Genomic DNA, 26,961 nt, shown 5'->3' on the forward strand with positions numbered 1-26,961 from the left:
TTAAATTTATTAAATGTTTTAATCAACAGCAATTTTTTCGAAATCCTGTGCTTCATCTGGACCAGGATTGGCATAATCTGGATCTTTAGCACGAATAAAGACATCTCCATCTGTCTTAACTTGGACCTCCAACGGAACAATTGTCGTTCCTTGTTCATTAATGGTTTGAGCTGTTTCACCTAAGTCCTTTTCTTGAATACCTTCTCTACTTATGGGGGGCACGTCACCGTTGTAAAAGGCTGTACACCACCAACGACCTTGCTTGTCCTGAAAGGGAGTTCCATGTCCTAGGAATCGCCCAACAAAGCGTCTTGGTCCGTAAGGCCCAGTAATATTATCTGATAAACAATAGTAAAGATTATAGGAGCCGTGCCTCATATTATCTGTAGACCAAGCCGTACCAAAATGGACATATTTGTCACCAATTTTCCGTAAGGTAGCTCCCTCGTGTCCGATAACCCGATTCGAAGGGTCGATTCTTACGGGCTCCGAGGCCAATCCCGAAAAATTAGGTTTTATGGGCGCTATGGAGGTATTGCCCCAAAGTAAATACCACTTACCATTATCATTGAATAAAGAAGGATCGTGTTTATTACGCATATCGTCACCCATAGGAAAATTAAATGGTCCACTTAGCTTTTCACCTTTGGAGATGACCATATTAGCACCATTTGGCACTGGTTCTGGGGAAGTATGCACCATTACCCATCTGCCACCTATTTTATAGATTTCTGGAGCCCACACACGCCAATCTTCTTCTTTACTATTTTCAAAATTCTGGGGCATTTTTTCAGCCCAATATCCCTTATCAATTGAAAAAACAGCACCTAGATCCTCCCATTTCTTCAAATCCTTGCTTCGCCAGAGATTTATATCAGGACCAACTATACTAGGCTTACCATAGAGCTTTTGGTTCTGCTCATCAAGACCAGTGTTATATAGCTCGGTCAACTCTCGAGAGTCACCCTTTTTGGGAGTTGTGCCAGTAAGATAATAGTACCCATCCTCCATCAAATTTATGTACGGGTCACGTATCCAGCCTTTTTTGATATAGATAGCCCTATCATGTGCCTCAAAGGCTTTTTCAAAATTAACCTCTTTGCTGTTATGTTCAGCTTTTTCTACTACGATTTTTTCAGATTCCCTTTCCTTACAGCTCGATATTAATATGACTATGACAAGCGATAAAAGCCAATAGTTATTTCGTTTATTCATAAATGGTCAAATAGCTTTAGTGATAGCTTTTAGTTAAAAATTATTTATCCTCCTCTAAGGATATACTACTCTATTATATTTACGTTTTTAATGCGTTTACCAGTTACACACATCTGTTTTTATCCTCTTTGGTATACTAACTCCACAAGTTCATTGAATGGGGAAGAGTTAATTCTATTTCAATACACCATGGTTTTTTTAAGATATTTCAAATCCATTATTCTCAGTTTGTGATTGAATTTCAGATCCTGTGCCAAACTATATATTTAACGAGGTAGGAGTTAATAATTTCAGAAGTTGATGAAAGCTTTTTTTTAAGCACTATAAACTCTTTACAAAAAATTTAGCTCCTTTTTTGATTAATCCTTCTACCCTTACTCTTCTAAAATAAGTAAGCAATATTATTAATAGCCCTCACGTTGTTCTAGATTGGAATTAGCATCTACTTCGACTTGCGGATAAGGAAAATATACTTGATACTGCTGAGTGTTAATACCTCTTTGCTGGGCAAACTCCAAAAATTTACCATGGCGAATTAGATCTTCACGCCTTTTTCCTTCTGAGAAAAACTCCCAACCACGTTCGTCAAGGATCAAATCCCTAAAAGAGTCCATACTACCTACATCGGCCAGGGTGTAGGGATCTACTCCAGCTCTGTTTCTTACTTCATTGACAAGATTGACAGCCTCTTGTGTAGGTCCGTTAAGTTCATTCAATGCTTCGGCTCTACACAGTAATATATCTGCATAGCGGATATAGGGCTGATCTGCTCCTGAATTATTGCCCATTTGGTTATTGTCAAAATATTTGAAGCTTCGGCTATTATCAGGAATGGTGCCCAGATTAACCAAATCACCCGCTGCGTTGACGTAGTCTTCGATTATAGTGGTTTTACGGGAATCGTTGGGTTCAAAAGAATCCAAAAAATCATCGCGCACACTAAATTGGGTAGCCCAGTTGGCCATGCCCGCAACCCATTCAAATTCGGGAATATTGTCAGACCTTCTGAATCCTGGAGGAAAGACTCCGTTTTGGTAAGTGTTCTGATAAGGAAATTCGTTGACCATCGACCAGGTTACAATAATTTCCTTATTAGCGGGATTGTTTTGCGGCTCATTTTCCACAAAAAAAGTAGCACGATAATTGGGAAAGAGTTCGTAGTATCCCAAATCCATAAGCAATTCGGTCGCTTCAACTACCTTGGCCCATTGTTTGGTGTTCATAAAAAATTTAGTCAAAGTGGCGTAGGCATGGCCTTTAGTAGCCCTACCCACTTGGGGCTGTGCTGCGGGGTGAACCAAGTCTATCGCAGCCTCCTTCAATTCGGTTTCCACAAAAGTTCTAAATTCTTCTTCCGTGGGCAACCCCAAATCCTTGGGCTGGACTGTTAAATCCGAAGTAGTTCTCAACGGTACCGGTCCAAAATACTTGTACATATAAGCGTACTCGAAAGCCCTAATATACCTAGCCTCAGCTATTGCCATTCTCTTGAAATCTTCTTCGACATCGGACTGTCCAATGTTGTCCAAAAGGGTATTTGCATTTCGAATAGCTACATACCGACCCTGCCACATCATACCTTGTATCTCTGGAGAAAAGGGCCCCCAATTAAAATCTATATATGGTTTCATTGCTCTTTCCACTCCGCCAATCCGTACCAGTCCTATATCCGTAGTTACTTCATTAATTAAAATCTCGTTGGCGAAGCCCGCAGGACCCAGCCTATTAGCATTATAAGCAGAAAACAACAGTGCTTCCAAGCCCTCTTTATTTTGTAGCGCATTTTCAGGTGCAAATTCATCCACAGGTGGCAAATCAAGTTCTTGCTCGCAAGAAACCAATGCCAGTAAGGTCAGCATTATAAGTTTTAACGGTTTTATTATTTTAAATTTCATGTGTCTATCTTTATTGTTTATACTATTTTAATATAATATATTAATTCACGTTGATAAATTGAGTTTCTATGGATTTCATAACATCTCGCTTCAAAAAAAATAAACCTGATTGATATTGCGATTTTGTTATAGTTCAGACACTCATCTCAATAGTTTAAAATTCAATGCTCATCCCCAACAAATAGGTTCGCGGCACGGGATAGGCATTAAAATCTATCGATGCCGTATTACTACCGCTGGCATTGGCTGCGGGATCTGTACCACTATAATCTGTAATGGTAAATAGGTTCTGGCCTGTGACATAAATGGACAATCTATTAAAAACTCCAATATCAGAAACTGGAACATCATAGCCCAACCTTACCGATTGTAACCTAAAATAAGAGGCGTCCTCAACCGTAATCGTGCTTACTAGCGAATTTTGACCGCCTTGAGCCAGCGGATTGACAAAAGAAGGATATTTATTTGAAGGGTTTTCGGGCGTCCATCGGTTCAACACGGGTTCTGCAAATCTATTTTGTCTAAAGTTATTGGGGAAATAGGAGTTAGCCAAGTTGTAGTTAAACCGGTCAACCCCTTCAACCCCTTGCATAAACACATCTAGGGTAAAGTTGCTTATCCTAAGGCTACTGGTTAAACCCCATGTAAAATCTGGAATGGGATCCCCAATAATAATGCGGTCCTGATCGTTTATAGTACCGTCTCCATTTATGTCTCGATATTTTATATCCCCTGGAACTAAATTGTCATTGGATACGCTAAAATCGTCACCCTCTTGCCAAATACCATCCACGATATAGCCATAATAGGAATCCAAAGGATGTCCAGGTTTAATTATTGAAAAATTGGGGACTTGTGGATCTAAGGATCCTCTGATAATATCACCACGCTCACCAATATCTAATACTTCGTTATCGAGGGTGGAGAAGTTCCCAGACAGGGTCCAAGTGACCTTATCTGAACGTACAATATCCCCAACTAGTGATAATTCAAAGCCTTTGTTTCGAACGCCACCTAAATTTTGTACCTGCCCGGCAAAGCCTGTGTTTAAAGGCTGGGGGATGTTAACCAAAAGATCGGTTGTTTCCTTATTGAAATAGTCAAAAGAACCCGACAATCTATTTTGGAAAAATGCGAAATCAAATCCTATATCATATTGTACGGCTTTTTCCCAAGTTAAGTCAGGGTTTGCCAACCGAGATGGAAAAATACTACTATAGAATGCATTTCCAAACAGTACCTGATTGCCTGTTGAAAAAGTTTGAAAGGCCAAGGCATTACCAATATTTGCATTTCCAGTTGATCCAATACTGATACGCGGTTTCAGCTCGGTAATCCAATCCGCTCCTCGCATGAATTCTTCGTTTTGCATCTTCCAAGCTATTGCTCCCGATGGGAAGTAGGCAAATTTATTGTTTTCACCAAACCTTGAAGAGCCATCTGCTCGTATGGATGCCGTAAAAAGGTACTTATCTAACAAAGAATAATTGGCTCTTGCCAAATAGGATAAGAACTTGGCTTGCGTACGCCCACTAGCCAGGTTGTTTAACAAAGGATCTCCTGATCCCAAAGCGTCGGTTTCTAAATCGGGTAAGGCAAAGCCCCGTGCATTACCACTAAAAGTCTTTGATTGAAAATACTCGTAGGTAGCACCCAATACAGCATTTAAATTGCTTTTTCCAAAACTCTTATTAAAATTTAGAGTTCCCTCTACGGAAACATAATCCGTACGGCCAGTCTGGATACTACCAATTCCTCCACTTCCAGCGCCTGCCAAGGTAAACGGCTGTATAAAAACGTCTCTACGAACCGACTGGGTATCTCCTCCAATCTGTACTTTTGCCGACAATTCTGGTATAAAATAATATTCCAAAAAGGTATTACCAAAGAAACGAAATGTTTCAGCAAATGCACTTTCACCATCCATAAGAGACAGTGGGTTATCTCCGGTAAAAAATTGAGAACGTTGATAATCACCGTTCTCATCGTAAGGAGAAATCGTAGGATCATAGTTAATGGCCGTATAAATAACACCACCATTTTCATTAATACCCGTACCTGTTGAAGCAAAATCGTCGTTGATAAAAGAAGCATTAAAGTTTACCCCAAAATTTACCTTTTCTTGATCGTTATAATTTAGATTGACACGTGTATTGAAACGCTTTGTACCAGACCCCTCTATGAGCCCCTCTTGATCGAAATAGTTTAAAGAAGTAAAATAAGTTAGGTTATTTCCTCCACCGGAGAAAGACATGTTATGGTTTTGCACGGGTGCTGTTCTATATATTAAGTCTTGCCAGTCGGTACCACCATCTTCTATTTCATTTATAACCTGAGATGGGTCTCCCCCTCCCAGATCAATGATTGCATTGAGTGCATCGCGATATTCTATTGGGGTAAGAACATCTGCTGGTTCAGATACTTCTTGGAAACCATAGTAATAATCGTATGCAACCTTAAGTTTCCCTTGTTTTCCTTTCTTAGTGGTTATAAGAACCACTCCATTTGATCCCCTTGATCCATAAATTGCCGTCGCAGAAGCATCCTTTAGCACTTCTATCGATTTGACGTCTGCTGGATTTAAAGAGTTCAAAGGATTTCGGGGGTTTTGGTTTCCTGTAAAACCGATACCACCAGTTCCAGCTACACTTGCGTTGTTGACTATTACACCATCAATTACATACAGGGGTTCTGTACCTGCCTGAATGGATCCAGCACCACGAATACTGACACTAAGTCCTCCTCCTGGTTCATTACTCTTTTGTGTAATTTGAACACCTGCGACCCTCCCCTGCAAGGCCTGTTCAACAGAGGCGTTGTTACCTGGATTCATATCATCAGCATCCACTGAAGCCACCGCACCGGTCAAATCACTTTTCCTTACCGTACCATAGCCGATTACGACTACCTCATCTAGGGCTTGAGCATCTTCTACCAATGCCACGTTAATAGTGGTTCGACCGTCTATTCTTACATTCTGAATTTCGTAACCGACGTAGCTAAATGTAAGTACGGCATCCTCTGGGACATTGCTCAAATTGTAATTGCCATCGAAATCTGTTTGGGTACCATTTGTTGACCCCTGGACAACAACGCTCGCGCCGGGCAATGGAGTATTGCCGTCAGCTGTGGTAACTGTTCCAGAGACAGATTGTGCCACAACACTGGCATAAAACAATAACAGAAATATCAATACAGCCATCCGTTTGGGAATCTGTATGTTTCGCTTGGTTTCATTCATAATTTTGATGTTTGATTGTTAGTATAGTTTATTTGTTGTAATGCCTACTTCCCATTTTCCATGGTCAAGCCTTGTGATTTCTTACTTTTAATTGATGTCCTTTTATTTCACTTATAGTGATAAACATGCATAAAACTCTTGAACAAATGTTATTACAAATAGATTTAAAAAAATTGTTAAGAATCTTGTTCAAATAAGTAAATTGACACAATAAAATTCTATTTTATACCATATTCACAATTTTAAACCATTAATATTGCATAAATAATATTACAATCTTAATGTTTTATTAACATGAGAAACTGTAAATATGTATTATTTGCCAGCATTATTGTTGATAAATGCAATTTTTCTACGAACTCATTTAATCTTTCTGGATTTGTCCAAAAGTTTAGAATTTCAAATGTAGTTCCAACATAAATTAGCTACATAGTGCAATTGTAATAGCATGAAAATCTAAAAAGCGAGTGGAAAAATTAAGCTTTAAATAAGTGTTCTTTTTTAAATCTTATTTTAACATGTTTTAATTCCTTTTTCACCCTTCTATATCGCGCAGAATCTCGCTAAAATTCATATAGATGTAAGTAACTTTTACGGGGATTTATCTTGAATTCATTGTGGGAATTGAGAATTAGTACTTTGAGACACAATTGTCTTTTATTTGAGAATTTTGCCCTTCAGTAAATAATAAGTGTGTAACTCTGCAAATTATAATAGAAGATGAATTCAAAATTTTTACGCGACGTCGACATAATTTTAGAAACAATTTAAGTTTTTGTATATACCCTGCAAAACACTATTTGAAGAAACCGGTTAGGATTTAAACATATATATTTATGAAGATTACTAGCGCTTTAAAAACTAGGCTTTATTGAAAGAAGGCTACAGAATTTTAAAATCCTAAAAAACCTGACTCATCTAATTTCTCAAGGCTATACCAAATCTATAATGAATGCTACCACATATTCTAAAGATCAATATTGGGCCTCATTAATGAATAGTAGTATTTGTGAACTTATACACACAAATAGAGTTATAGGTTTCGCCTGGCTCTAATAAAGTATTTGGAAAGTTGGAATGATTAGGTGAATCGGGAAAATGTTGTGTTTCTAAACAGAATGCACCTCTGAAAGTATACGGTTTTCCACTTTTGCCCACTGCCTCGCCATTCAAAAAGTTTCCTCCGTAAAATTGCAACCCTGGCTCATTGGTAAAAACTTCCATTACCCTGCCGCTTTCAGGTTCAATAACTCTTGCAGCCAGTGTCAATCCGCTATCACTCTTTGGCGTGTCGTTGAGCACAAAATTATGGTCGTATCCCATTCCAAAGATTAATTGTTGGTTTTCTGTTTCCAAATCTTGACCGATTGGTTTTGGTTGGCTAAAATCAAAAGGAGTCCCCTCTACACTTCGCATTTCACCTGTAGGAATCAAGCCTTTGTCCACAGGAGTAAACTGATTTGCGTTAATCATTAAAATATGTTCATTAATTGTACCGTTGCCCTCTCCTCTTAAATTGAAAAATGAGTGATGCGTTAAATTTACAGGTGTGCTTCTATCCGTTGTAGCTTCATAAGTTATTCTCAATTCATTTTCATCAGTAAGAATGTAGTTTACTTTAACATTGAGATTACCGGGGTAACCTTCTTCCATATGGGGGGAAATACGATGGAACTCAATTTCATTTTCTGAAATTTGGTCGGCTTCCCAAACCACTTCATTAAAACCCTTAACACCCCCATGCAAATGATTGCTATTGTTATTTGTTGCCAATTGATACGCTTGCCCTTGGATAGTAAATTTACCTTTGGCTATCCTGTTTCCATACCTTCCAATTGTAGCTCCAAAATATTTCTCATTGGCATTTTGGTACATTTTTAATGAGTTAAAACCTAAAACCACGTCTTCCATCCTTCCCTCATTGTCGGGAACATAAAGTGATATTAGTCGTTGACCATAATTGGTAAAAGTAGCTTCAACTTTATTCTTATTCCTAAGCCTGTAGAAATTTACCGACTTTCCGTCTACATTACCCACGAAGGAAGCACTATCTACATGGGCCACTGTTTTAACTTTATCGTTTACACTGCTTATTCTTGCTTGTTTTTTTTCCTTACAACCAAGATTGACGATTATAGCTATCGCAAAAAGCACAATTATCACATTTCTTATCTTCATAGTATGATTATATTATATTATCCTTTCAATTTTCGTAAAACGACAGCAATTAATAAGCAATAATATTCAAAATAATAGCAATATTATTCAATCCCTAATCTTTCATCAATAATCATCCAAGTCTCGATACTATAATTCTCATTTCAGAAGAAAACTAAAGAAAGATTACAAAAACAAAAAAAATAAAAACCCTACAACAACAATTGTAGAAAATACAGCATTCCGCCTTAAAGGTTATAGATATTAAAAAGAATTTTAATTCGGCATACCCCCTAAAAACTTATGCTACTAATCAATATTGATTCCTAATCTCACAGAAACACAAAATTTCAACGAGGTATAAGTGATATATAAAAATGGATAGTTGCCGATTGTATAGTCCTTTTGAAAATTTATTGATTGAAAAGCAAAGAGGCAAAAACAGCTAATGAACAAATTAGACAAGAAATTTTATTTACAGGAAATTCGTATAGAAAATACGCACTTTCATCTAAAAAGTAAACAAGCATAAAATTTTGGACATTTTTCTTCCTACGTAAATAATTGTTTCAGTAAACATTAGATTTAAAAAGTTAATATGCAAATTATTGAACTAGCCCAATCAAAAAACAACCAAATAAATCTTTTGGGCAATTATAAACTTTAACTTATGAAGAATATTAACGCGTACATTAAATCGGTAAATATTAGCTTGGTAGTTACCCTACTAGTTTTTTTAATCTCAAGTTGCAATGCACAAGAAGAAGAAATAGGTGGATACCTCTTTGCCCATATGACCAAACAAGATTACGGAGGCCTCTACTATTCTATTAGCAAAGACGGGGTAAAGTGGAAAGCTTTAAATGAAGGTAATAGAATAGATAGTCTTTATAGGGGCCACCCTGATATTGCTCAAGGACGAAACGGTAACTATTACATGATTGGTTTTAAGGGGGAGTCTGAAAAACCTGTATTATGGCAATCAAATGGACTTTTATCATGGAATATTTCAAAAAACATCCCGGAAGAAGTATTTCTTGATACACCTGGATATTTAGCAAATCCTGGTTGGCTTGGTGCCCCTAAGATGTTTTTCGATAAAGCTTCCGATCAATATATTATATGCTGGCACGCTCAAAAAGAGGGAACTAGTGGAAGGGAAAGATGGACCAGCATGCGCACATTCTACGCTTTAAGCAAAGACTTAGAAACTTTTTCTAAACCAGCAAGGTTATTTGATTTTGACACTGAAGCTGACCGGGAAATGGCAACGATTGATGTGATTATTCGTAAAAATGATGATGGTTATTTTGCCGTTATTAAAGATGAACGTTGGCCTGATGAATGTGAGACCGGAAAAACCATTCGGCTTTCTTATTCTAAAAATTTAACCGGTCCATATAGTAATCCAACTTCACCAATTACTCCTTCTTGGTTTGAAGCGCCAGCGATTGTTCCAGGGACAAATGACGCTAAATGGTATCTTTTCGCAGAACAATATCCCAATAGATATAATCTTTTTAAATCAGACTCTTTAAAAGGAAAATGGCAAAAACCCATCGATATAAAAATGGACGGTGTTCGGCATGGTTGTGTAATTGTTCTAAACGAAAATCAATACAATAAGCTTTTATCAAAATTTTAATGGGTGTACGGTTTAAATTTCAAAATTGGTTTTGGATTTAAAACATCGAGAGTTTATTTTAAAAATTGCTAAACCGTATTTAAGACTTTAAAGTATCGTAATCTGTTTAAAATTCACTTTAATGAACAACTGGACTTTTCAATTGGTACAACTTCCATTCTCGTTAGGGCTTGCATTTTGCTCTATTCTATCTTCCAATTTTGTAAAAGCACAAATTAAGAAAGATCAAAAACCCAACATCATTGTTATTGTTGCTGATGATTTGGGTTACGGTGATGTGGGTTTTCAAGGAAGTGCAATCCCTACCCCCAACATAGATGAAATCGCCAAAAACGGATACATACTTAACCGATTTTATGCTGCCCCGGTGTGCTCCCCAACGCGTGCTGGCTTTATGACGGGAAACTATCCTATACGTTTTGGCATGATGCGGGCAGTAGTGCCTCCCAATAGGCTTTATGGACTTCCCAAAGAGCAGATAACACTTCCGGAAGCTCTTAAGGTGGAAGGGTATGCCCATCGAGCAATTATAGGAAAATGGCATTTGGGTAGCCGTAGAAAGAAATGGCTACCTCTTAATCACGGATATACTCACAGCGTAGTTTGCTACAATGGTGCCGTGGATTATTTTACACAACAAAGGGAGGGAGAACGTGACTGGCATAAAAATGAGAAGCCAAATCCAGACCAAGGTTATACAACTGACCTCATCGAAAAGGCAAGCTTGGATTTCCTTGATCAGGTACCCCATAATGAACCTTTTCTTCTCTACGTTCCATTTACCGCACCACATTCCCCTTTCCAGGCCAAGATCCAAGATTCGGTGACTTCATTCCACAATGAAACACCCGACCGAAAGGCTTATGCCGCAATGACCCATGGCATGGACAAAAGTATCGGTGAAATAGTAAAAAAATTGAAACAAACTAATAGATACAAAAATACGATCATACTTTTTTTCAGTGACAACGGTGGTCTTAAGAATCTTGCCGATAATGGTGAACTCCGTGGAGGAAAATTTGATGTTTACGAGGGAGGTATAAGGACAGTGGCCGCCATTCAATGGATAGATGGGATACAAAAGAAATCTGTTGCTCTAGACCAACCGATATCTTATGTGGATGTTTTTCCTACTTTGCTCGGTTTGATAGGCAGTACTAAAAAGTATGAAAAAGATGGTCGTAATCTGGCACCTGCCATACTACGAGATTCAATCATGGATAACGAAGTTTTTACCTATTTCGATCAAACCAAACAGAAAGAGGAACGTTTGGCATTAATACATAATGATTGGAAATATATCGAAATACGGAATGCACCAGACAACGATGAACAATTTTCATCTTCTTTTCTGTATAACCTTAAAGATGATATTGATGAAACCAAAGATATAAAAAAGGACTACCCTGAAATCCACAATCATCTCAAGCAACGGCTAGAGAATTATTATTCTTTAAAACAAAAGGATCAGATATCTAGATATGCGGATTCTATTCATTTTTACGAAAACACTAAAATTCCGCTATGGCAGCCTGAAAACTGAAAACAACTTAATCCCAAAAATTGTTTATTTTTTGGTTTAATAGTGGTATTTGTGAGTTTATACTTCAATTATCTGTATAGCAAAAAAATACGGTTTTATATACATACAGAAGAATATCTAAGCAGTTACTATATTTCCAGGTAAGGTTAAAAAGAAACCGTCTCAAAACTAATTGAAACGGCTTTTATGTCTTTTTTTCGCATCCCTATCCGTGAACGGTTTTCCAATACTCAATTCTCAAGAAGGTTGTTTGAGTATTGAGATACATTCTTTTTACTTATGTAGATTATAAGACCGTCTCTAATCATACTAAAATAAGCGCTTATTGTTTTAGAATTTTTATGGTTTGGTCATTCACTTTTAGGAAATAAATACCTTTCTGTAAATGACCAATATTGATTGTTTCTTTACCAATATGTTCTTCTAGCTTTGTTCCGGAGAACGAATACACAGCTATATTGGTATTTGCTTCAACTTCATCAATATGAATTACTGAAGTAGTTGGGTTTGGGTAAATTGTAAACAGCTGTTCATCTTGAACTTCGCTCTCCATGCTGGCAAAAAATGTTTGATTAGCTATATCTTCTTCACGCCAAAGCGTCCATGCGCCAGTTTTATCATTATTTACCGCTCGAACTTGTACACCACCATCGCTATTTCCGTCATCGACATCATCCAATGATGTAATCTGAAGCCATTTACCACTTCCTTTATTTTCTAATCTAAAATACCCGTTCCCAGCATCTACTTTTCTCCACAAAGTCCAATCTCCAGTGTTTTCTTTACTAGCGGCTCGAATTGCCCATGTTGGTGTATCTGAAATTGCATTTGGTTGCCCATCGGTAAAATCAACCTGATCTGTACATTGTAACCATAGGTCTTGGCTGACACTCTCGATTCTAAAGTATTCCTGATCGTTAGGAACTAATCTCCATCTTGTAGATGCATTATTTATAGTATTGTTTACACCCCTCACATTGTTTCCTGCTCCAGGTCCGGGTGTGCCGTCTACACTAGCCGTTGCTTGCAACTTCTTATTGAGTTGCTCATTTATCAAATTAATTGCCCCAGCTTGCCCCACTAGATAGGCCTCGTCATCCATCAAGTTCGCAATCTGATTGCTGGAGAGAATCCCCCGATATAAGTACATTTCGTCTATTTCACCAGTAAAAGGATTATCGACATTGCCCCAAACGCTTGCTCCAATTCTAAATCCTCCAATTTCATTTTCAAAAATATTTTCGCTTACAGTTTCTCCTTTTAGTTCTCCATTCAAATAATATTGATGTGTCTTGGTTTCTGGATTGAAAGTGATAGCGACATGTTGCCAACTTCCAGCAGCTAAAGTATTTCCTGACAAAGTATGTTCAGCTCCACCTATCCAAGTACCAACTTCATAATTTGCGCCTTGTTTTTTATTGGTAAGTAAAACACGTCCACCAAATTGATGTAGCAAGTGACTTATATCGTTAGCATCGCTAGTGTTTCGAACCCATGTTGCCAGAGTAAAGGGTTCGGTACCAGTATTTAAAATTTTCTTTACATTCAAATCAAAATAGGTTGGAGTATCATCAAAGCTTATACTTTTACCATATCTACCATTTGTATAAACGGGAGCTTTATTCCCTACCAACGAATACCCTTCGCTGGAACTGTCTTTTAATCTATCATCAAAATCAAAATGAAATAAAAGTTTAACGGGGTCGTTCATATATCCACCATTCAAAATACTCATAAAGTCGTCAAAGGCTATTGGATTTTCGTTCCAATCTCCATTGGGTTTTAACTCAATTAACTTCTGACCATAGATTGGGTTAAAAAACCAAATTGTATTTTCAGGTGTAACAGTTTGAGGCGCCGATTGCTGTGACAAAGGATAGGTGGCTAATGTCACCCCGTATTGTTTAAACAGATAGTAATAAGTCATCAAAAAATTATGTGGAAACCAATCACGCGTATCAAAATATTCTTGAAGCTCTACAGGAGTCCATTTATTTGTGTTCATAATCGTATAATACTCATATAATTTCAAGCTTGGGTCACGACCATATTTTTGGGCAAAAGCAATCCCCTCTGGTGAGTTCCCCAATGTTTCTTCCAATGTACTCCTAAACAGTCCTTGAAGTGAGAATTCTGGCACCATAAAGGGTTTTTCCGTAATAACAGACCTGGCATACTTTATAGCAGTTTCAACATCGTCTAAACTTCTGGCATGCAAGTGTATGGCAGCTCCATCTATATCGTCACTGGTTTGAACGTAATTCATCAACTCTACTACCGCAGGAAGATTTTGGGCATTTTGAAATTGTAGGTTTACAAGCGATCCAACATACACTGGGGGTTCATTGTTCGGTCGATTTGTTTCAAAATAAGGTTTAATAACTAGATTGTTTAATCTTTTAAAAAACCGTACCAACGGTATTACTCCATCATTGTTTGGCACCATGTCCTCATCAAATGTTTCCAACTGAGGTTCGTTACCAAGTTTAAAAAGATCGACAGAAGGCCCTACGATATCCAAAATAGAGTCTGCAACTGCAAAGCATTTTTGTTCAGCTTCTGAATTGGGCTCAGGTATTCGCATATTGAGTGCTTTGAAATCCCAACGAAAACCAAAAGCTATTTTATAACCACTGTTTTTTAAATCGTTAACGGTAGTAAATTGGTCACTGTTTTGAACACTTCTTCCTTTAAAAATATAATCTGTAATATAGGGCGTGGTGCGAATCCAATCAACTTGCGATCGCTGTAAATAGTCAAAATTAAGGGCGTTAAAATCATGATTAAAGTTAGCTCCTATTTCTTGAGCTTTAATTGTATTAAATAACAATCCGAATGCGAAGAGGCAAAATGCGGTTTTTGAAAAAAAATTCATAATGTTAAGTTTAAAGGTTGATTTATTTTGAATTGTTTTGGTATTCCTCTAATTTAAACACCAGCTAAGGAAGTGTCCTGTAAAAATGTAAAAAACTAACATTCAATATGTTGAATAAACAAAGAATTAAACAACTTTACCGTTTTGATAAACAAAATGAATAATGAAGACCTTGTTAATAAGTAAAAAGTGTTTTCAAACTTCGCTTAAATAGCACTCCGAATCATTTTCGGGTTTTCCAAGCGATTACCACCGAACAAATATTATTTTAGTTTATTTGATTTTTGATCACCAGTCAATAAAAGCAAATTTACAGTTTACCTCCATGTACTTGTTTAGCCAAGAAACAACTGAAAAATTGGTTGCGATACAGCTTAGAGTTCCGTCTAACCTTTGATGACGGCTACATAAATTAAACAAATTAGTTTTCTTGAATCTCGGCAACTTCTTCCACAGTGACCATTTCATCTATTTTGTTCGACCAAGAATTCATGACATAGTTCATTACATCAGCGACTTCTTGATCGCTTAATCCCATTGGGGCCATAACTTGATCATAACTAATTCCATTAACTGTTATTGGGCCCTGTATTCCATATTTAACACCTCGAATGCTAGCTTTGCGCTTTTCATTTAGCCAATCAGAAGCATCCAAAGGGGGATAAGTGTTGGGGACTCCCTTACCATTTGGCAAATGACAGGTCATACATATTTCGTTGTAAAGTGCTCCGCCTCTTTCTATACTTGTTGATAGCGGTGTTCGCTCCACTGTCTTTTCTGAAACGGGAGGGGCAAAGTGGTCATCTTCAATTTCTGCAGCGTTTTCTTTCTTATCTGTTTTACATGCTAGCATACTAAGGCATACTACAGTGATGAATAGTTTCTTCATTGAAATGAGATTTAATCGTTTTTGGTAAGTTTTGCGATCCCTTTTCCTTCCACAGCAACATAAATATTCCCATCAGGAGATTGTCTTACGTCTCTTACGCGCCCAATATCTTTTAGTAGTATTACCCTTTTTATAATTTTTTTGCCGTTTAAAACCAAAAGTTCCAAATGTTGGAATTTTAGAGAACCAACCAGCAAATTTCCTTTTAGCTCATGAAATACATCCGAGTCTACAAATACAAACCCACTTGGCGCAATAGACGGCAACCAATAAAAAATGGGATCTTCCATACTTGGTCTTGATCTTTCATCTGAAATGGTCGTACCATCATAATTCTCGCCATAGGTAACAATTGGCCAGCCATAATTTGCTCCTTTTTTTACCACATTAATTTCATCTCCTCCTTTAGGGCCATGTTCGTGCACCCAAATTTCTCCAGTTTCTGTATTGAGAATCATGCCCTGCGGATTTCTATGTCCGTAGCTGTAAATAGCTTCCACAGCATTTTCTTTTCCCACGAAGGGATTGTTAGTTGGAATGGTTCCATCATCATTTAATCGGTAAACCTTACCGTTGTCGCGGGTGATATCCTGTGGATTTTTATCTCTTTCTCCACGCTCACCTGCACTGAAGTATAAATACCCTTTCTTATCAAAACTTATCCTAGAACCAAAATGAATCCCTTTGGTAGTATTTGGCGTAGCTTTATAAAGTATTTCTTTATTTGTTAAATTTTTGCCGTTTAGTTTAGCTCTCATTAAAGCTGTATTTCCGCCATCACCATCACCTTCTTTAGACGCATAAGTAAAGTAAATCCATCCATTGTCTTCATATTTGGGATGAAGAACCACATCCAAAAGGCCGCCTTGAGCACGCTTGTATACATCTGGTCCCCCTTCAATTTTAATCTTACGACCATTCTTAAAGTGAATTATGTCCCCGTTTCTTTCGGTTATGATTATACTTCCATCTGGGAAAAAATCAAATCCCCACGGGATCTTAAGTCCTTCCACCACCATTTCATAATCAAATTTTAAAGAAGTTTCAGCTTCCAAAGGGCCGACAATTTCGGTTGGCTCCTGACTTTCTTCAATACTATCTTTAACATTTTGAGCCTTTTCTGAATCTTTGCTGTTTTTTCCGCAAGCAAAAACATAAAAAACGAAAACAAACAAAAGAAGATTATTTTTCATGTGGTATAGTTTTTCTTTTTTTTTTAAACATCTTAAATCACTATCAGCCTTCTTAATCTTTAAAATCAAACCAAAGTGTAATTGGTGAGATTTGATCTCCCAGACGATAATTGGTCTGACCTTTTTGTGAAGAAGGCCCTAATTTGTCCACTGTCCTAAATTTGGTTCCAATGGCAGGTATTTCAAACAAAAAGGAAATATCACCTTCTGGAAATGGAGGAACCACCCCCCCCGGATTATACTTTGGTTCTGCAGGTGTGAATAATCGAATAAAAAGTCCCGGTGTTTCCGTAAAAATCTTAAATGATTGTTTTGAATTTTGAAAAACAGCCCAGTAAAAATTACCGTGATAGCCTTTGAATTCAGGATAAATAAGTGATTCAAAACTTTCTCCAGTTACGGTATTATTGTAGTCTTTCTGCCAGATACCAATTTCAGCACCCTTCCTTCTATTCTTCCACACGCGGTATGGCCCTTGCCCCATCCATTTAACACTTTCAATACCATCTTCTGGATAATCAAAACTGATGCCCAAATAATCAATGTTATCTTCTCTTAAGAAGAAAGGACTGACCTCCAAGCGAAGTAATCCAGATTTATGCACTGTCCAATTTATCTCCTGAGGAACTTCCTTTCTTTTAATCTCAATTCTTAGGTTTCCTTCGGAATCTTTTTTGTAACTAACACGAGCAGGATGGTCTTCGACGCCTACTAATTTTGGGCCTCCATTAAATTGAATTTCCCTACTCGAATTGAGAACCTTCTCAAGAATCCCGTTTTCGGCATTAAATTGAAAAACCATATCGCTAGTTGATATACTGAAATTTCCATTGTCTTTTTCAACTGAAATTTCTTTGGAATTGACGGACTTTCTGGCTTCAGAGAGAAGTCTATCCGTTATTTCACTTGGCTGTTTAATAGGCCATGTCCAAGTATATATTTCCATTCCATCCTGATCGGTTGCGGTTAATGAAAACACATCTGCTTCAGGAAAATTATCTGGAATATCAATCTGTAAAGTTCCGTTATAATCTGGTGAAACATCTGGACCATTTAGAGAGCCAGAATTGATGAGTTCGGAGTTCAGCTCGTCAGTTACCTTTATAATTTTCCATTGAAAATTACAGGTGTTCAGGTTGGTAAATAAGTATTTATTTTCTAAGATTATTCTTCCGTCAAAATTTGCCTGTACAACCATCGGCTTTATGCCAATTGGTGACCAGACCTCCTTAATTGTATTAAAACTTCCTTCTTTTTCACGATAAGGACCCAAAATACCATCAGGCCCATGACTCCCATCACTGTCCAATTGATTGTTATGATCTGTTCTCAACACAGCCTCATCCGAAAAGGACCAGAGAAACCCACCAGCAGAAGCAGGATTATCACTGAATTTTTTCCAATAGTCATCCAATCCAGCCCCATGTCCTCCATCATATAACCCATGCAAAAATTCGGTAGGCATAAAAATATTATTACCATTTGCCAAGCGATTAATACCGTATTTGTAATCAGGATAGTGCCGGTTGTCTACTCCATTCCGAAGTCCCCATGGATAGATAACAGGACGGTTTTGTAAATCGTAATGATTAAACCATTTCTCGCTGGAGAAATCCCAACCGCCTTCATTACCATGAGACCATAAAACCACGCTGGGGTGGTTTTCATCTTTTAATATAAGCTCCTTTATTAATTTCGGGCCTACCACAGTGTCATAGGCATCATGCCATCCTGTTAATTCATCTATAACCAACAAACCTATCGAATCACATAGTTCCAAAAAACGTTCGTCAGGTGGATAATGGGACATGCGCACAGCGTTCATATTCATCTCTTTTATAAGTTGAATATCTTGCAAATGATTTTTTTCGCTTAAAGCTCTTCCAGTTTCTGGCCAGAAAGAATGCCGGTTGACCCCTTTAAATACCAGTTTTTTATCATTCAGGTAAATTCCATCCCTTTCCCTTAATTCTACAGTTCTAAATCCGAAATCTACTTTTTGTTCATATAAGACTTGATTGTTATCGGACAACTGGAATTTAGCGGTATAGAGTACTGGCATTTCGGGATTCCATGCTTTTATATTTTCAAAAATCCTTGATACCGTCAACGTATCTGTCCCCGTAAGGTTTTTTGTAATTGGCACACCTATTTCAATACCTTCTTTAGAAACAATGGATACTTTAAGTTGACCTTTTGAAAGTGGTTTGTTCAATTCTACTAAAGACTTAAATACCCCATCATGGGTAGCACCAATAGCAATACGGGAAATATGAGTAGGTGGAAGGATCTCTAAGAAAACAGGACGGAAAATACCTCCAAAAATCCAGAAATCTGCCTGTCTCTCTGCACGATTTACAGAGGCATTAGCAGAATGTTTTGCCACATTTACTTCCAACAAATTCTCCTTGCCATATTGAAGTAATTCACTGATGTCATATTTGAATCTATAAAATCCTCCTTGGTGGATGTCCCCGGCAGACTTGCCATTTATCAGTACCTCTGTATCGGTCATTGAACCGTCAAAAACAATGTTTATAACTTTACCCTCCCAGGACTTTGGCACTTGAAAACGATGCCGATACATACCGTGCTCTTTAGCTAGTTTACGTTCTGGATTTTTGTAATCATGGCCATAATTGTAGTTTCCATATCCGTGCAGTTCCCAATTAGATGGCACAGGTATGGAAGACCACTTTCCTTTTTTATGACCATCCGTAACTTTGAAATCCCATGAAACTGCACTTTCAGCATCTTGGCCACTTAGATATACTCTTTGATAATGATTTACTGATTGGGAAATAGCATCATTAGTCCAAATCACTAGAAGTAAAAAGCTAATTGATAATATGTGATTGGTATTATTAAATTTCATTAAAAACATTTTATTGGTAAAAAATTGAAATATGAATAAGAATTAAAAAAGTGATTAAGCTACAATGGAATTATTATCGAGTAATACAGATTCCTATATTGCCCGAGCTGAATTAATTTTTTCCTGTAAGCTTTTTGAATATTTGAATCTCTCCTTCATCGTAAGGTGTCCCATCTGTTCTGAAGAGATCATGAAACCATAAATCTGGTTCTGGATAAGTTTCTCCTGGTTTTATCACATTTCCATCCTCCCTTTCTTTAAATACATCACGGTCTTTGCGGGAGTCCCAATGCCAAATGGTTCCGGTCTTCCCCGAAACAAAGCCCCAGTTTATAGCAGCAATGTTATGCTTCTTCAGTTTTGGCAAAATATTGTTCACAGTGCTACCGTTATTTCTGCCTAGCCATTCCGTTAAAAATATTGGTCTTCCAGTTTCTTCATAAGGTTTCAGCCTTTTCTTCGTTCTTTCCCATTCGGCATAGCTATGAACTGAATTTACGTCAGAATTAATTTTGTTTATTCTAATGTTCGTATCTCCAACGGCACCCAAGGTTGTAGAAGTAATAGGTTGCGAAGGATTAACCTCTCTTGCCCAACACCAAGAGTCATAAACTAACTGTTTAGACTGATCTCCAAAAGCATCCGCTACGGAAGTTGATTCCATATTTCCTGTTAATCCTTGCCCTCGTCCAGGTTCGTTGTAAAGCTCCCACATTAATATCCTTTCATCTTCAGAAAATCTTTGCATAGTTTTTTGGACATACCCTTTAAGTCGCGCTATTTCCTCAGGGGTAGCTTTCCCCAATGAGTAGCGTACTGCCAGATCTCTCGAAGGGCTATTTACCCATCCTGAATTATGATAACCCTTTACAGGCAATGGCTGTATTCCAAGCTCAGGATTGGGCATATGACAATCGTCAAAAAAAACAAAAAATGGCCTTATACCATGTGATTGACAAATATTGAGGAACTCTTCCATTCTATCATACAAACCTTCTTCATCATCTGCCCAAACCAAATCGTGCAAATAGACCCTTAATGTATTCATACCTATGTCTTCCGCCCAGCCCAATTCCAAATCAATCCTTTTCGGATCCCATGTAGATTCCTGCCACATTTCTATTTGATTTATTGCAGTGGCGGGGTAGTAATTACAGCCCACCAACCAAGGTTGGGCCTCATACCATTCGTTTACTCGCTCAACCTCCCATTTGCCTTTGACAGGTATGGAATCATTAATCTGGGCACTTGCGGTTAAACTCAAAATTGCAATAGTGGCCGTAATTATTTTATTAAATCTATACTTCATTTTATTAATTTACCTCTATGATTTTAATACTATTTTTTCATCTTATTTGCTATTTCATAATTCTTCGGCATTCATTTTTTTTTGGAAATACACTAAAAAGAAGACTAAAGCCTTCTCCTGTGCAAAATGAAGTAATTGCCACTAAACACCTTCAACAAAATTGAATTTACAAGCTACATAAAAATGCTATTACATTAAATCCATAGTCCAAAAGCACCAATTCCAAAAACCAAATATTTTTTTAAATTTTTTAATACGATAATATTTTAAGTTAATATTTACGAATATGACAGCAATGATAGATTAAAATTATATTTAATTGCTATATATTTGTGCACACCAACAGCACTTTTGTTGAAGAAAATATTATTAAATAATAGAAAAGTAAATTTTTAAAAATTTATGATTGTCAATAAATGTTTTACCAAATGGTTGTGCTTGTCAATATTCTTCGCTATATGGAGTACTTGCACTAGCGCTCAGGACTTCAGTTTTGCTAAACTCAATGCCGAAAATGGATTATCTCATAATACGGTCTATGACATAACACAAGATGAAAATGGTCTAATGTGGTTCGCAACTAGAGAAGGACTGAATAATTATGACGGAGTTAGCATTAACTCCTTCTATAAAAATGCTGATGCAGGTGGTTTATCTGGCAATACAATTCTTTCTATCGCTTTAACTAAAAAGGGCCTACTGGTAGCTACGAATTCTGGAATTGATCTATACAACCCTATTTTAAATAGTTTTCAAAACCTTATAAAGACAGAAAAATTTGATGGGGAAATTAGTTTTATTAAATCAGTTGACAATAATACATTTTTTGGAACCACAAAAGGGTTATATAGAATCACAAACGAAAACAATGTTGAGCAACTCTTAAATGGATTATCTGTGCGTGACGTAGAATCTTTTAAAACCGACGTTTTTTTAGTGGTTTTGCATCAAAGAGTTCTAATGATAAATAATGTGGGTGAGACATTGAAGGATTATGGTCCAATATATCATTCCAATTTTAACTCAGAACTGGTTACAACTCCTTTGATATCTATATTCAAGGATAGTAAAAAGAATATTTGGCTTGGTACTTTAAGAGGGGCATACTACTTGGAAGAAAGTAAAGATGATTTTGTTCCTTTCACCTTAGGAAACACTCTTAGTACCGAATTAATCCGGTCAATAGTGGAAGACACCAAAAATAATTTATGGTTTGCAACAGAAAATGGAATATTCATTTACGACAGAACAAATAATACTATAACCAATCATGGTCAAAGCTATTCCAATGACCCAGAAAGCCTTTCTGATAAATCTATTTACAGTCTTTACACCGATAAGGATGGTTCAGTTTGGATAGGGACATACTTTGGAGGTGTAAATTATACTATTGAGAATGAAACCGGCATACAGAATTTTTTTCCAAGAGATCATAAGAATTCAATAAGCGGAAAAGCAGTTAGCGATATTTTGAAAGCTTCAGACGGCAAAATCTGGATTGGAACAGAAGATGGAGGAATATCCATTTTAAATCAAGAAAAAACTTTTGATTTTTTAAACAAAAAAAATGGACTTAGCAGTAATAATATACACTCTTTGGAAGAAGATTCTAGCAGAAACATTTGGATTGGGACCTATCTCGATGGATTAAACAAGTACGACCTACAGACTAAAAAAATTTCTCATTTTAAATATAAAGCAGGTGATTCGACCTCCCTTTCCAATAATTCTGTTTTCAGCTTACATAGGGACAGCAATAATAATTTATGGATAGGTACTCAATCGGGACTCAACAGCTATAATACTGAGAGCAATAGTTTTCAAAGATTTCATCAAGAAATTTTTGGAACGAAGTTTATTTATGAAATTTTAGAGGATGATGACGGTAATTTATGGTTTTGCACAAGAGATTCAGGTATCTATCGATACGTTCCAGAAACGGATACTGTTGCTCATTATGCGTTGACAAAAAAATATGGCCAAGTAGTAAGCGCCTACAAAGATGGTAGCGGTAAACTTTGGTTTGGCACCCTTAATGATGGCTTGTTTCAATTTAATTCCAAATCTGATTCGATTGAACCATTTAGATACAACAACCAATTTTCCAATCAAAATATCTATGGAATTCTGGAAGACGATTCTGGAAGCCTATGGATAAGCACAAATAAGGGAATCAACATTTTCCATCCTGATCAAAAACACATCGAACACTTGAGGTCCGAAGATGGACTTACCACCGATCAGTTCAATTTTAAATCCAGTTTTAAAGATAACAACGGCGACCTTTATTTTGGGTCAATAAACGGTCTGAATATAATTCAACCTTCTAGAGTCAACGCTCCAAAAAAACCGCTTTCGTTACATTTTAAAAAACTGAGACTATTTAATCAGGAAGTACCCGTAACCTCTGATGGAATTCTTCAGACGAATATCAATTATGTTGATTCTTTAAATCTAAATCATAATCAGAATGTTTTTAGCATTGAATATGGTGCGATAAACTACAATCCAAAGAATTCTAAAAAATATGCATATATGCTCGAAGGTTTTGATGAGGATTGGAATTTTGTAGGATCACAAACAATTGCTACCTACACCAATATTTCTCCTGGAAACTATACTTTTAAAGTGGGTACGCTACCTCTGGTTGAAAACAACGTTAAGCAGATGAAGCTAAATATTCTGCCCCCCTTCTGGAAGACAAATCTGGCCTTTTTCATTTATTTTATATTATTTCTTGGTGCTATATATGCCTATTGGTGTTTAGTAAGGTTCCTTCATCGGCAAAAAATGGCAGTTCAAGTAGAGCGAATTCAGAAAGAACAAATCGCAGAATTGAATTCCCACAAACTGAACTTCTTTACTTTTGTCTCTCACGAATTTAAAACACCCTTAACCTTAATACTGGCCTCTGCAGAAAAGTTTTTTAAGAATAATGTTAACAAAATAGCCCCACCAGAAGAGATCCTTACAATTAGAAAGAATGCGGATAAACTAAACAGGCTCATCTCACAATTAATCGAGTTTAGAAAAATTGAAACAGACCATGCGAAGCTTGATCCTAAAAAAGGGGATATTATTCTATTTCTTAAAGATACATTCTTCGCCTTTAAACCTTTATTTGATTTAAAGGATTTAGACTACGATTTTAGAAAAAACTTTTCTGAATATGTATGTTATTTCGATCCTGATAAGTTAGAGATGATTGTTACAAATCTTCTATCCAATGCCTTGAAAAATACAAGTTCAGGGAATATTTCTGCCAGTATAAACATTTCAAATACGCTTAATGAAAAGGGTGAAAGTAAAATAGAAATTAAAATCTCGGATACAGGGACAGGGATGGAAAATGAAGAAATATTACGAGTTAGAGATCCATTCTATCATGGAGGTGCAGAATTTATTTCAGGAAATTCTGGTTTAGGTTTATCACTAGTTCACAGTTTAATTACATTTCTAAATGGTCACCTTGAAATCAAGTCTGAACCGGGCTATGGTACACAAGTTACCGTTTCGTTACCTTTAAAATTAAAAAGTGACCAATCCGTAGAAAGTATTGAAGGTAATAAGAGCATTCAAATAAATGATATCCTTGCTTTAGAAGAAGATATTGCTGACGAATATTCATCTAGTCAATTTCAAACAAATCTGAAAATGCTTATTGTTGAAGACAATTTGGAACTAATCAAATTTCTTAGAAAACACTTCTCAAAGAGATTCCAAGTAATAGTAGCTTCAGACGGACAAAAAGCTCTGGAAAAAATGGAAAAGAATATCCCAGATATTATACTTTCGGATATAAAGATGCCGAATATTTCTGGTATTGAATTATGCAAAAAAGTCAAATCAAATCCTGATTTGAAGCATATTCCATTTTTCCTATTGACAGGAAAAAGCGAAGAAAAAATAAGGGTTGAGGCTTTAAACGCGGGTGCCAATATGTATTTAGGCAAACCATTTAATTTAAGTGAATTGGAATTGCTTATAAACAACTTGTTAGAAACAGAAAAAAATCTTGAAAAACGATTTTCGGAAATAAGTTTCAAACAAGAAGATGCCATTCCAAAAAACAATCAAGAGCTTCAGTTTCTGCGCAAAATCACGAAGATTGTTGGTGAAAATTTTCAAAATCCAGACTTTGGCGTTGAAAAATTGGCTGGTTTAATGGGAATTAGCAGATCTTTATTACATATTAAAATCAAGAAAATTACAGGCATTAGTTCATTGGCTTACATCAAACGTGTTCGATTAAGAATGGCAAAAAAGCTCATTCAGGAAGGCTGCGCCATTTCCGAGGTAGCTTACAAAGTAGGATATAATGATCCAAATTACTTTAGCAGGGCTTTCAAAAAAGAATTTAAAGTTACTCCTACCCAATTTGCTGATAGGAACGAAAATTAATCAAAAGAGCATAAAAAAATCCAGATTGTGTTCTAAAATCAATAATACTATTGGTTTAAACATTTTTGCGCACCTAATAAACAAAATTGCTCGTGGTCTTTAGTGGATATTAATAAATTTAGTATCATGAAAAAAATACTTTTACTTATTGGTTTATTCTCTCTGGTATCCTGTGGAGAAAACTCAGAAACTACCAAAAAAACAAGCAATTTACCTAAGACTATTTACAAAACTCCAAATGTTATTATTTTATACGTGGATGATCTTGGTTATGCCGATGTAGGTGTTTACGGTGCAAAAGGTGTAAAAACTCCAAATATTGATAGCATGGCAAGAGGAGGTATTAGATTCACAGATGCTCATAGCTCTGCGGCCACCTGCACACCTTCCAGATATAGCCTACTTACAGGAAACTATGCCTTTAGGAATAATGCGGAAATCCTTCCAGGCGACGCACCATTATTGATTGACACCAACATGAACACCATGCCTAAAATGTTTCAAAAAGCCGGTTACACCACCGGAGTCATCGGGAAATGGCATTTAGGACTTGGATATGGTCAAGTAGACTGGAACAAGCCTGTAAAACCGGGACCTGCAGAGGTTGGATTTGATTACAGTTTCTTACTTCCTGCTACTGGAGATAGGGTGCCAACGGTTTTTCTGGAGAATGACAAGGTTATTAATCTTTCCGAAGACGACCCAATTACTGTTAGCTACGATAAAAAAGTGGGACAAAGGCCCCTTGGAACTGAACGCCCAGACCTTTTAAAAATGAAAGCCGACTTGCAACATAGCCAGACCATTGTGAATGAAATTAGCCGAATAGGTTATATGGGAGGAGGAAAAAGCGCGGAATGGATAGACGAAGAATTTCCTTATGTGTTTAATAGCAAAGCAGAAAAATTTATACGCAACAATAAAAAAAAACCTTTCTTTCTTTTCTATAGTTTTCATGATATCCATGTTCCACGGGTGCCACATGCTAATTTTACCGGAAAAAGTGAAATGGGTGCGAGGGGAGATGCCATAGTTCAAGTAGATTACGTGGTCGGAGAGATTAATAGAATTCTTAAGGAACAGGGTATTGCCAAAAACACTCTGATTATCTTTACCAGCGACAATGGTCCTGTACTAGACGACGGATACGCGGATAAAGCCAAGGAACTGCTTGGCAAGCATAACCCTTCTGGGCCATTTCGCGGTGGGAAATATAGTATTTACGAAGCTGGCACTAGAGTCCCTACAATAGCCTATTGGCCAGATAACATCGAACCTAGAGTCAGTGACGCCCTACTAACCCAACTTGATTTCTTTGCTTCTTTTGCTGAAATGTTGGGAATCGAAATGGGAGAAACGGTAATTGATAGTGAAAGTCATCTTGATGCATTGTTTGGGAAAACAGATTTTGGAAGGCAGTTCCTACTGGAAGAAGGCTTCACTAAGGCTATTAGGGATGGAAAATGGAAATATATTCAACCTTTCCAAAATGGACAAATTCCTGACTGGATGGCCAACAAAGAAATTGAACCTGGATTAAAACCAGAACCACAACTATTCAATCTTTCGGAAGATAAGGGAGAGCAAAAAAATTTGGCTGATAAATTTCCAGAGAAAGTTAAAGCTTATCAAAAAATGATCAACAGTATTGTTACTTTGGAAAAATAATGCCACTTACTCTAATAAATATTCTATTGCAATTTATCTATCGTGACTAAAATTA

At 36.8% G+C, this 26,961-nt stretch carries 13 protein-coding genes; 4 read left to right on the forward strand and 9 right to left on the reverse strand.

What is annotated here, in order from left to right:
- Nucleotides 1-18: 18 nt before the first annotated feature.
- The 4 genes from NDQ75_RS02350 to NDQ75_RS02365 form a co-directional block, all read right to left on the reverse strand.
- Nucleotides 19-1,215 (reverse strand): family 43 glycosylhydrolase, encoded by a 1,197-nt coding sequence (locus NDQ75_RS02350; RefSeq protein WP_202027771.1) that lies wholly within the window; start codon nt 1,213-1,215, stop codon nt 19-21.
- 404 nt (nt 1,216-1,619) lie between these two features.
- Nucleotides 1,620-3,110 (reverse strand): RagB/SusD family nutrient uptake outer membrane protein, encoded by a 1,491-nt coding sequence (locus NDQ75_RS02355; RefSeq protein WP_202027772.1) that lies wholly within the window; start codon nt 3,108-3,110, stop codon nt 1,620-1,622.
- A 154-nt stretch (nt 3,111-3,264) separates the two neighbouring features.
- Nucleotides 3,265-6,351 (reverse strand): SusC/RagA family TonB-linked outer membrane protein, encoded by a 3,087-nt coding sequence (locus tag NDQ75_RS02360; RefSeq protein ID WP_202027773.1) that lies wholly within the window; start codon nt 6,349-6,351, stop codon nt 3,265-3,267.
- A gap of 990 nt (nt 6,352-7,341) precedes the next feature.
- The gene (locus NDQ75_RS02365) at nt 7,342-8,529 is read right to left on the reverse strand and encodes an aldose epimerase family protein (RefSeq protein WP_202027774.1); all 1,188 of its coding nucleotides are present in this window, start codon (nt 8,527-8,529) and stop codon (nt 7,342-7,344) included.
- 649 nt (nt 8,530-9,178) lie between these two features.
- On the opposite strand from NDQ75_RS02365, the gene NDQ75_RS02370 reads away from it, so the two are divergent.
- Both NDQ75_RS02370 and NDQ75_RS02375 read left to right on the forward strand, forming a co-directional pair.
- Nucleotides 9,179-10,153 (forward strand): glycoside hydrolase family protein, encoded by a 975-nt coding sequence (locus NDQ75_RS02370; protein ID WP_202027775.1) that lies wholly within the window; start codon nt 9,179-9,181, stop codon nt 10,151-10,153.
- 121 nt (nt 10,154-10,274) lie between these two features.
- Entirely contained in the window at nt 10,275-11,696 is a 1,422-nt protein-coding gene (locus NDQ75_RS02375) for a sulfatase-like hydrolase/transferase (protein ID WP_202027776.1), read from the forward strand.
- A 322-nt stretch (nt 11,697-12,018) separates the two neighbouring features.
- On the opposite strand, the gene NDQ75_RS02380 is transcribed toward NDQ75_RS02375, so the two are convergent.
- The 5 genes from NDQ75_RS02380 to NDQ75_RS02400 all read right to left on the reverse strand — a co-directional run bounded on the left by NDQ75_RS02380 (nt 12,019) and on the right by NDQ75_RS02400 (nt 20,837).
- Nucleotides 12,019-14,571, reverse strand: coding sequence for a LamG-like jellyroll fold domain-containing protein (locus tag NDQ75_RS02380; RefSeq protein ID WP_202027777.1), 2,553 nt, complete (start codon nt 14,569-14,571; stop codon nt 12,019-12,021).
- Between the two features lie 421 nt (nt 14,572-14,992).
- Nucleotides 14,993-15,424, reverse strand: a complete 432-nt coding sequence (locus NDQ75_RS02385; RefSeq protein ID WP_242513646.1) for a c-type cytochrome — start codon at nt 15,422-15,424, stop codon at nt 14,993-14,995.
- Nucleotides 15,425-15,471: 47 nt separating this feature from the next.
- Nucleotides 15,472-16,653: a PQQ-dependent sugar dehydrogenase gene (locus tag NDQ75_RS02390; RefSeq protein WP_202027779.1), complete on the reverse strand. Its 1,182-nt coding sequence runs from the start codon at nt 16,651-16,653 to the stop codon at nt 15,472-15,474.
- 52 nt (nt 16,654-16,705) lie between these two features.
- On the reverse strand, nt 16,706-19,528 hold the full coding sequence (locus NDQ75_RS02395; RefSeq protein WP_202027780.1) for a glycoside hydrolase family 2 protein: 2,823 nt from the start codon (nt 19,526-19,528) through the stop codon (nt 16,706-16,708).
- Between the two features lie 112 nt (nt 19,529-19,640).
- The gene (locus NDQ75_RS02400) at nt 19,641-20,837 is read right to left on the reverse strand and encodes a glycoside hydrolase 5 family protein (RefSeq protein WP_202027781.1); all 1,197 of its coding nucleotides are present in this window, start codon (nt 20,835-20,837) and stop codon (nt 19,641-19,643) included.
- Between the two features lie 402 nt (nt 20,838-21,239).
- Here NDQ75_RS02400 and NDQ75_RS02405 point away from each other — a divergent pair, with 402 nt between their 5' ends.
- Together NDQ75_RS02405 and NDQ75_RS02410 are read left to right on the forward strand one after the other, a co-directional pair.
- Entirely contained in the window at nt 21,240-25,238 is a 3,999-nt protein-coding gene (locus NDQ75_RS02405) for a hybrid sensor histidine kinase/response regulator transcription factor (protein ID WP_202027782.1), read from the forward strand.
- Between the two features lie 126 nt (nt 25,239-25,364).
- Nucleotides 25,365-26,906, forward strand: coding sequence for a sulfatase family protein (locus tag NDQ75_RS02410; RefSeq protein ID WP_202027783.1), 1,542 nt, complete (start codon nt 25,365-25,367; stop codon nt 26,904-26,906).
- The last annotated feature ends 55 nt before the right edge of the window (nt 26,907-26,961 follow it).

Source organism: Galbibacter mesophilus, from assembly GCF_023721415.1.
GTDB classification, from domain to species: Bacteria; Bacteroidota; Bacteroidia; order Flavobacteriales; family Flavobacteriaceae; genus Galbibacter; species Galbibacter mesophilus.

Coding starts and splice junctions, on each gene's coding strand:
- NDQ75_RS02405 (WP_202027782.1), top strand. CDS start 21,240: ATGATTGTCAATAAATGTTTTACCAAATGGTTGTGCTTGTCAATATTC.
- NDQ75_RS02385 (WP_242513646.1), bottom strand. CDS start 15,424: ATGCTAGCATGTAAAACAGATAAGAAAGAAAACGCTGCAGAAATTGAA.
- NDQ75_RS02390 (WP_202027779.1), bottom strand. CDS start 16,653: ATGAAAAATAATCTTCTTTTGTTTGTTTTCGTTTTTTATGTTTTTGCT.
- NDQ75_RS02355 (WP_202027772.1), bottom strand. CDS start 3,110: ATGAAATTTAAAATAATAAAACCGTTAAAACTTATAATGCTGACCTTA.
- NDQ75_RS02350 (WP_202027771.1), bottom strand. CDS start 1,215: ATGAATAAACGAAATAACTATTGGCTTTTATCGCTTGTCATAGTCATA.
- NDQ75_RS02375 (WP_202027776.1), top strand. CDS start 10,275: ATGAACAACTGGACTTTTCAATTGGTACAACTTCCATTCTCGTTAGGG.
- NDQ75_RS02400 (WP_202027781.1), bottom strand. CDS start 20,837: ATGAAGTATAGATTTAATAAAATAATTACGGCCACTATTGCAATTTTG.
- NDQ75_RS02410 (WP_202027783.1), top strand. CDS start 25,365: ATGAAAAAAATACTTTTACTTATTGGTTTATTCTCTCTGGTATCCTGT.
- NDQ75_RS02365 (WP_202027774.1), bottom strand. CDS start 8,529: ATGAAGATAAGAAATGTGATAATTGTGCTTTTTGCGATAGCTATAATC.
- NDQ75_RS02360 (WP_202027773.1), bottom strand. CDS start 6,351: ATGAATGAAACCAAGCGAAACATACAGATTCCCAAACGGATGGCTGTA.
- NDQ75_RS02395 (WP_202027780.1), bottom strand. CDS start 19,528: ATGAAATTTAATAATACCAATCACATATTATCAATTAGCTTTTTACTT.
- NDQ75_RS02370 (WP_202027775.1), top strand. CDS start 9,179: ATGAAGAATATTAACGCGTACATTAAATCGGTAAATATTAGCTTGGTA.
- NDQ75_RS02380 (WP_202027777.1), bottom strand. CDS start 14,571: ATGAATTTTTTTTCAAAAACCGCATTTTGCCTCTTCGCATTCGGATTG.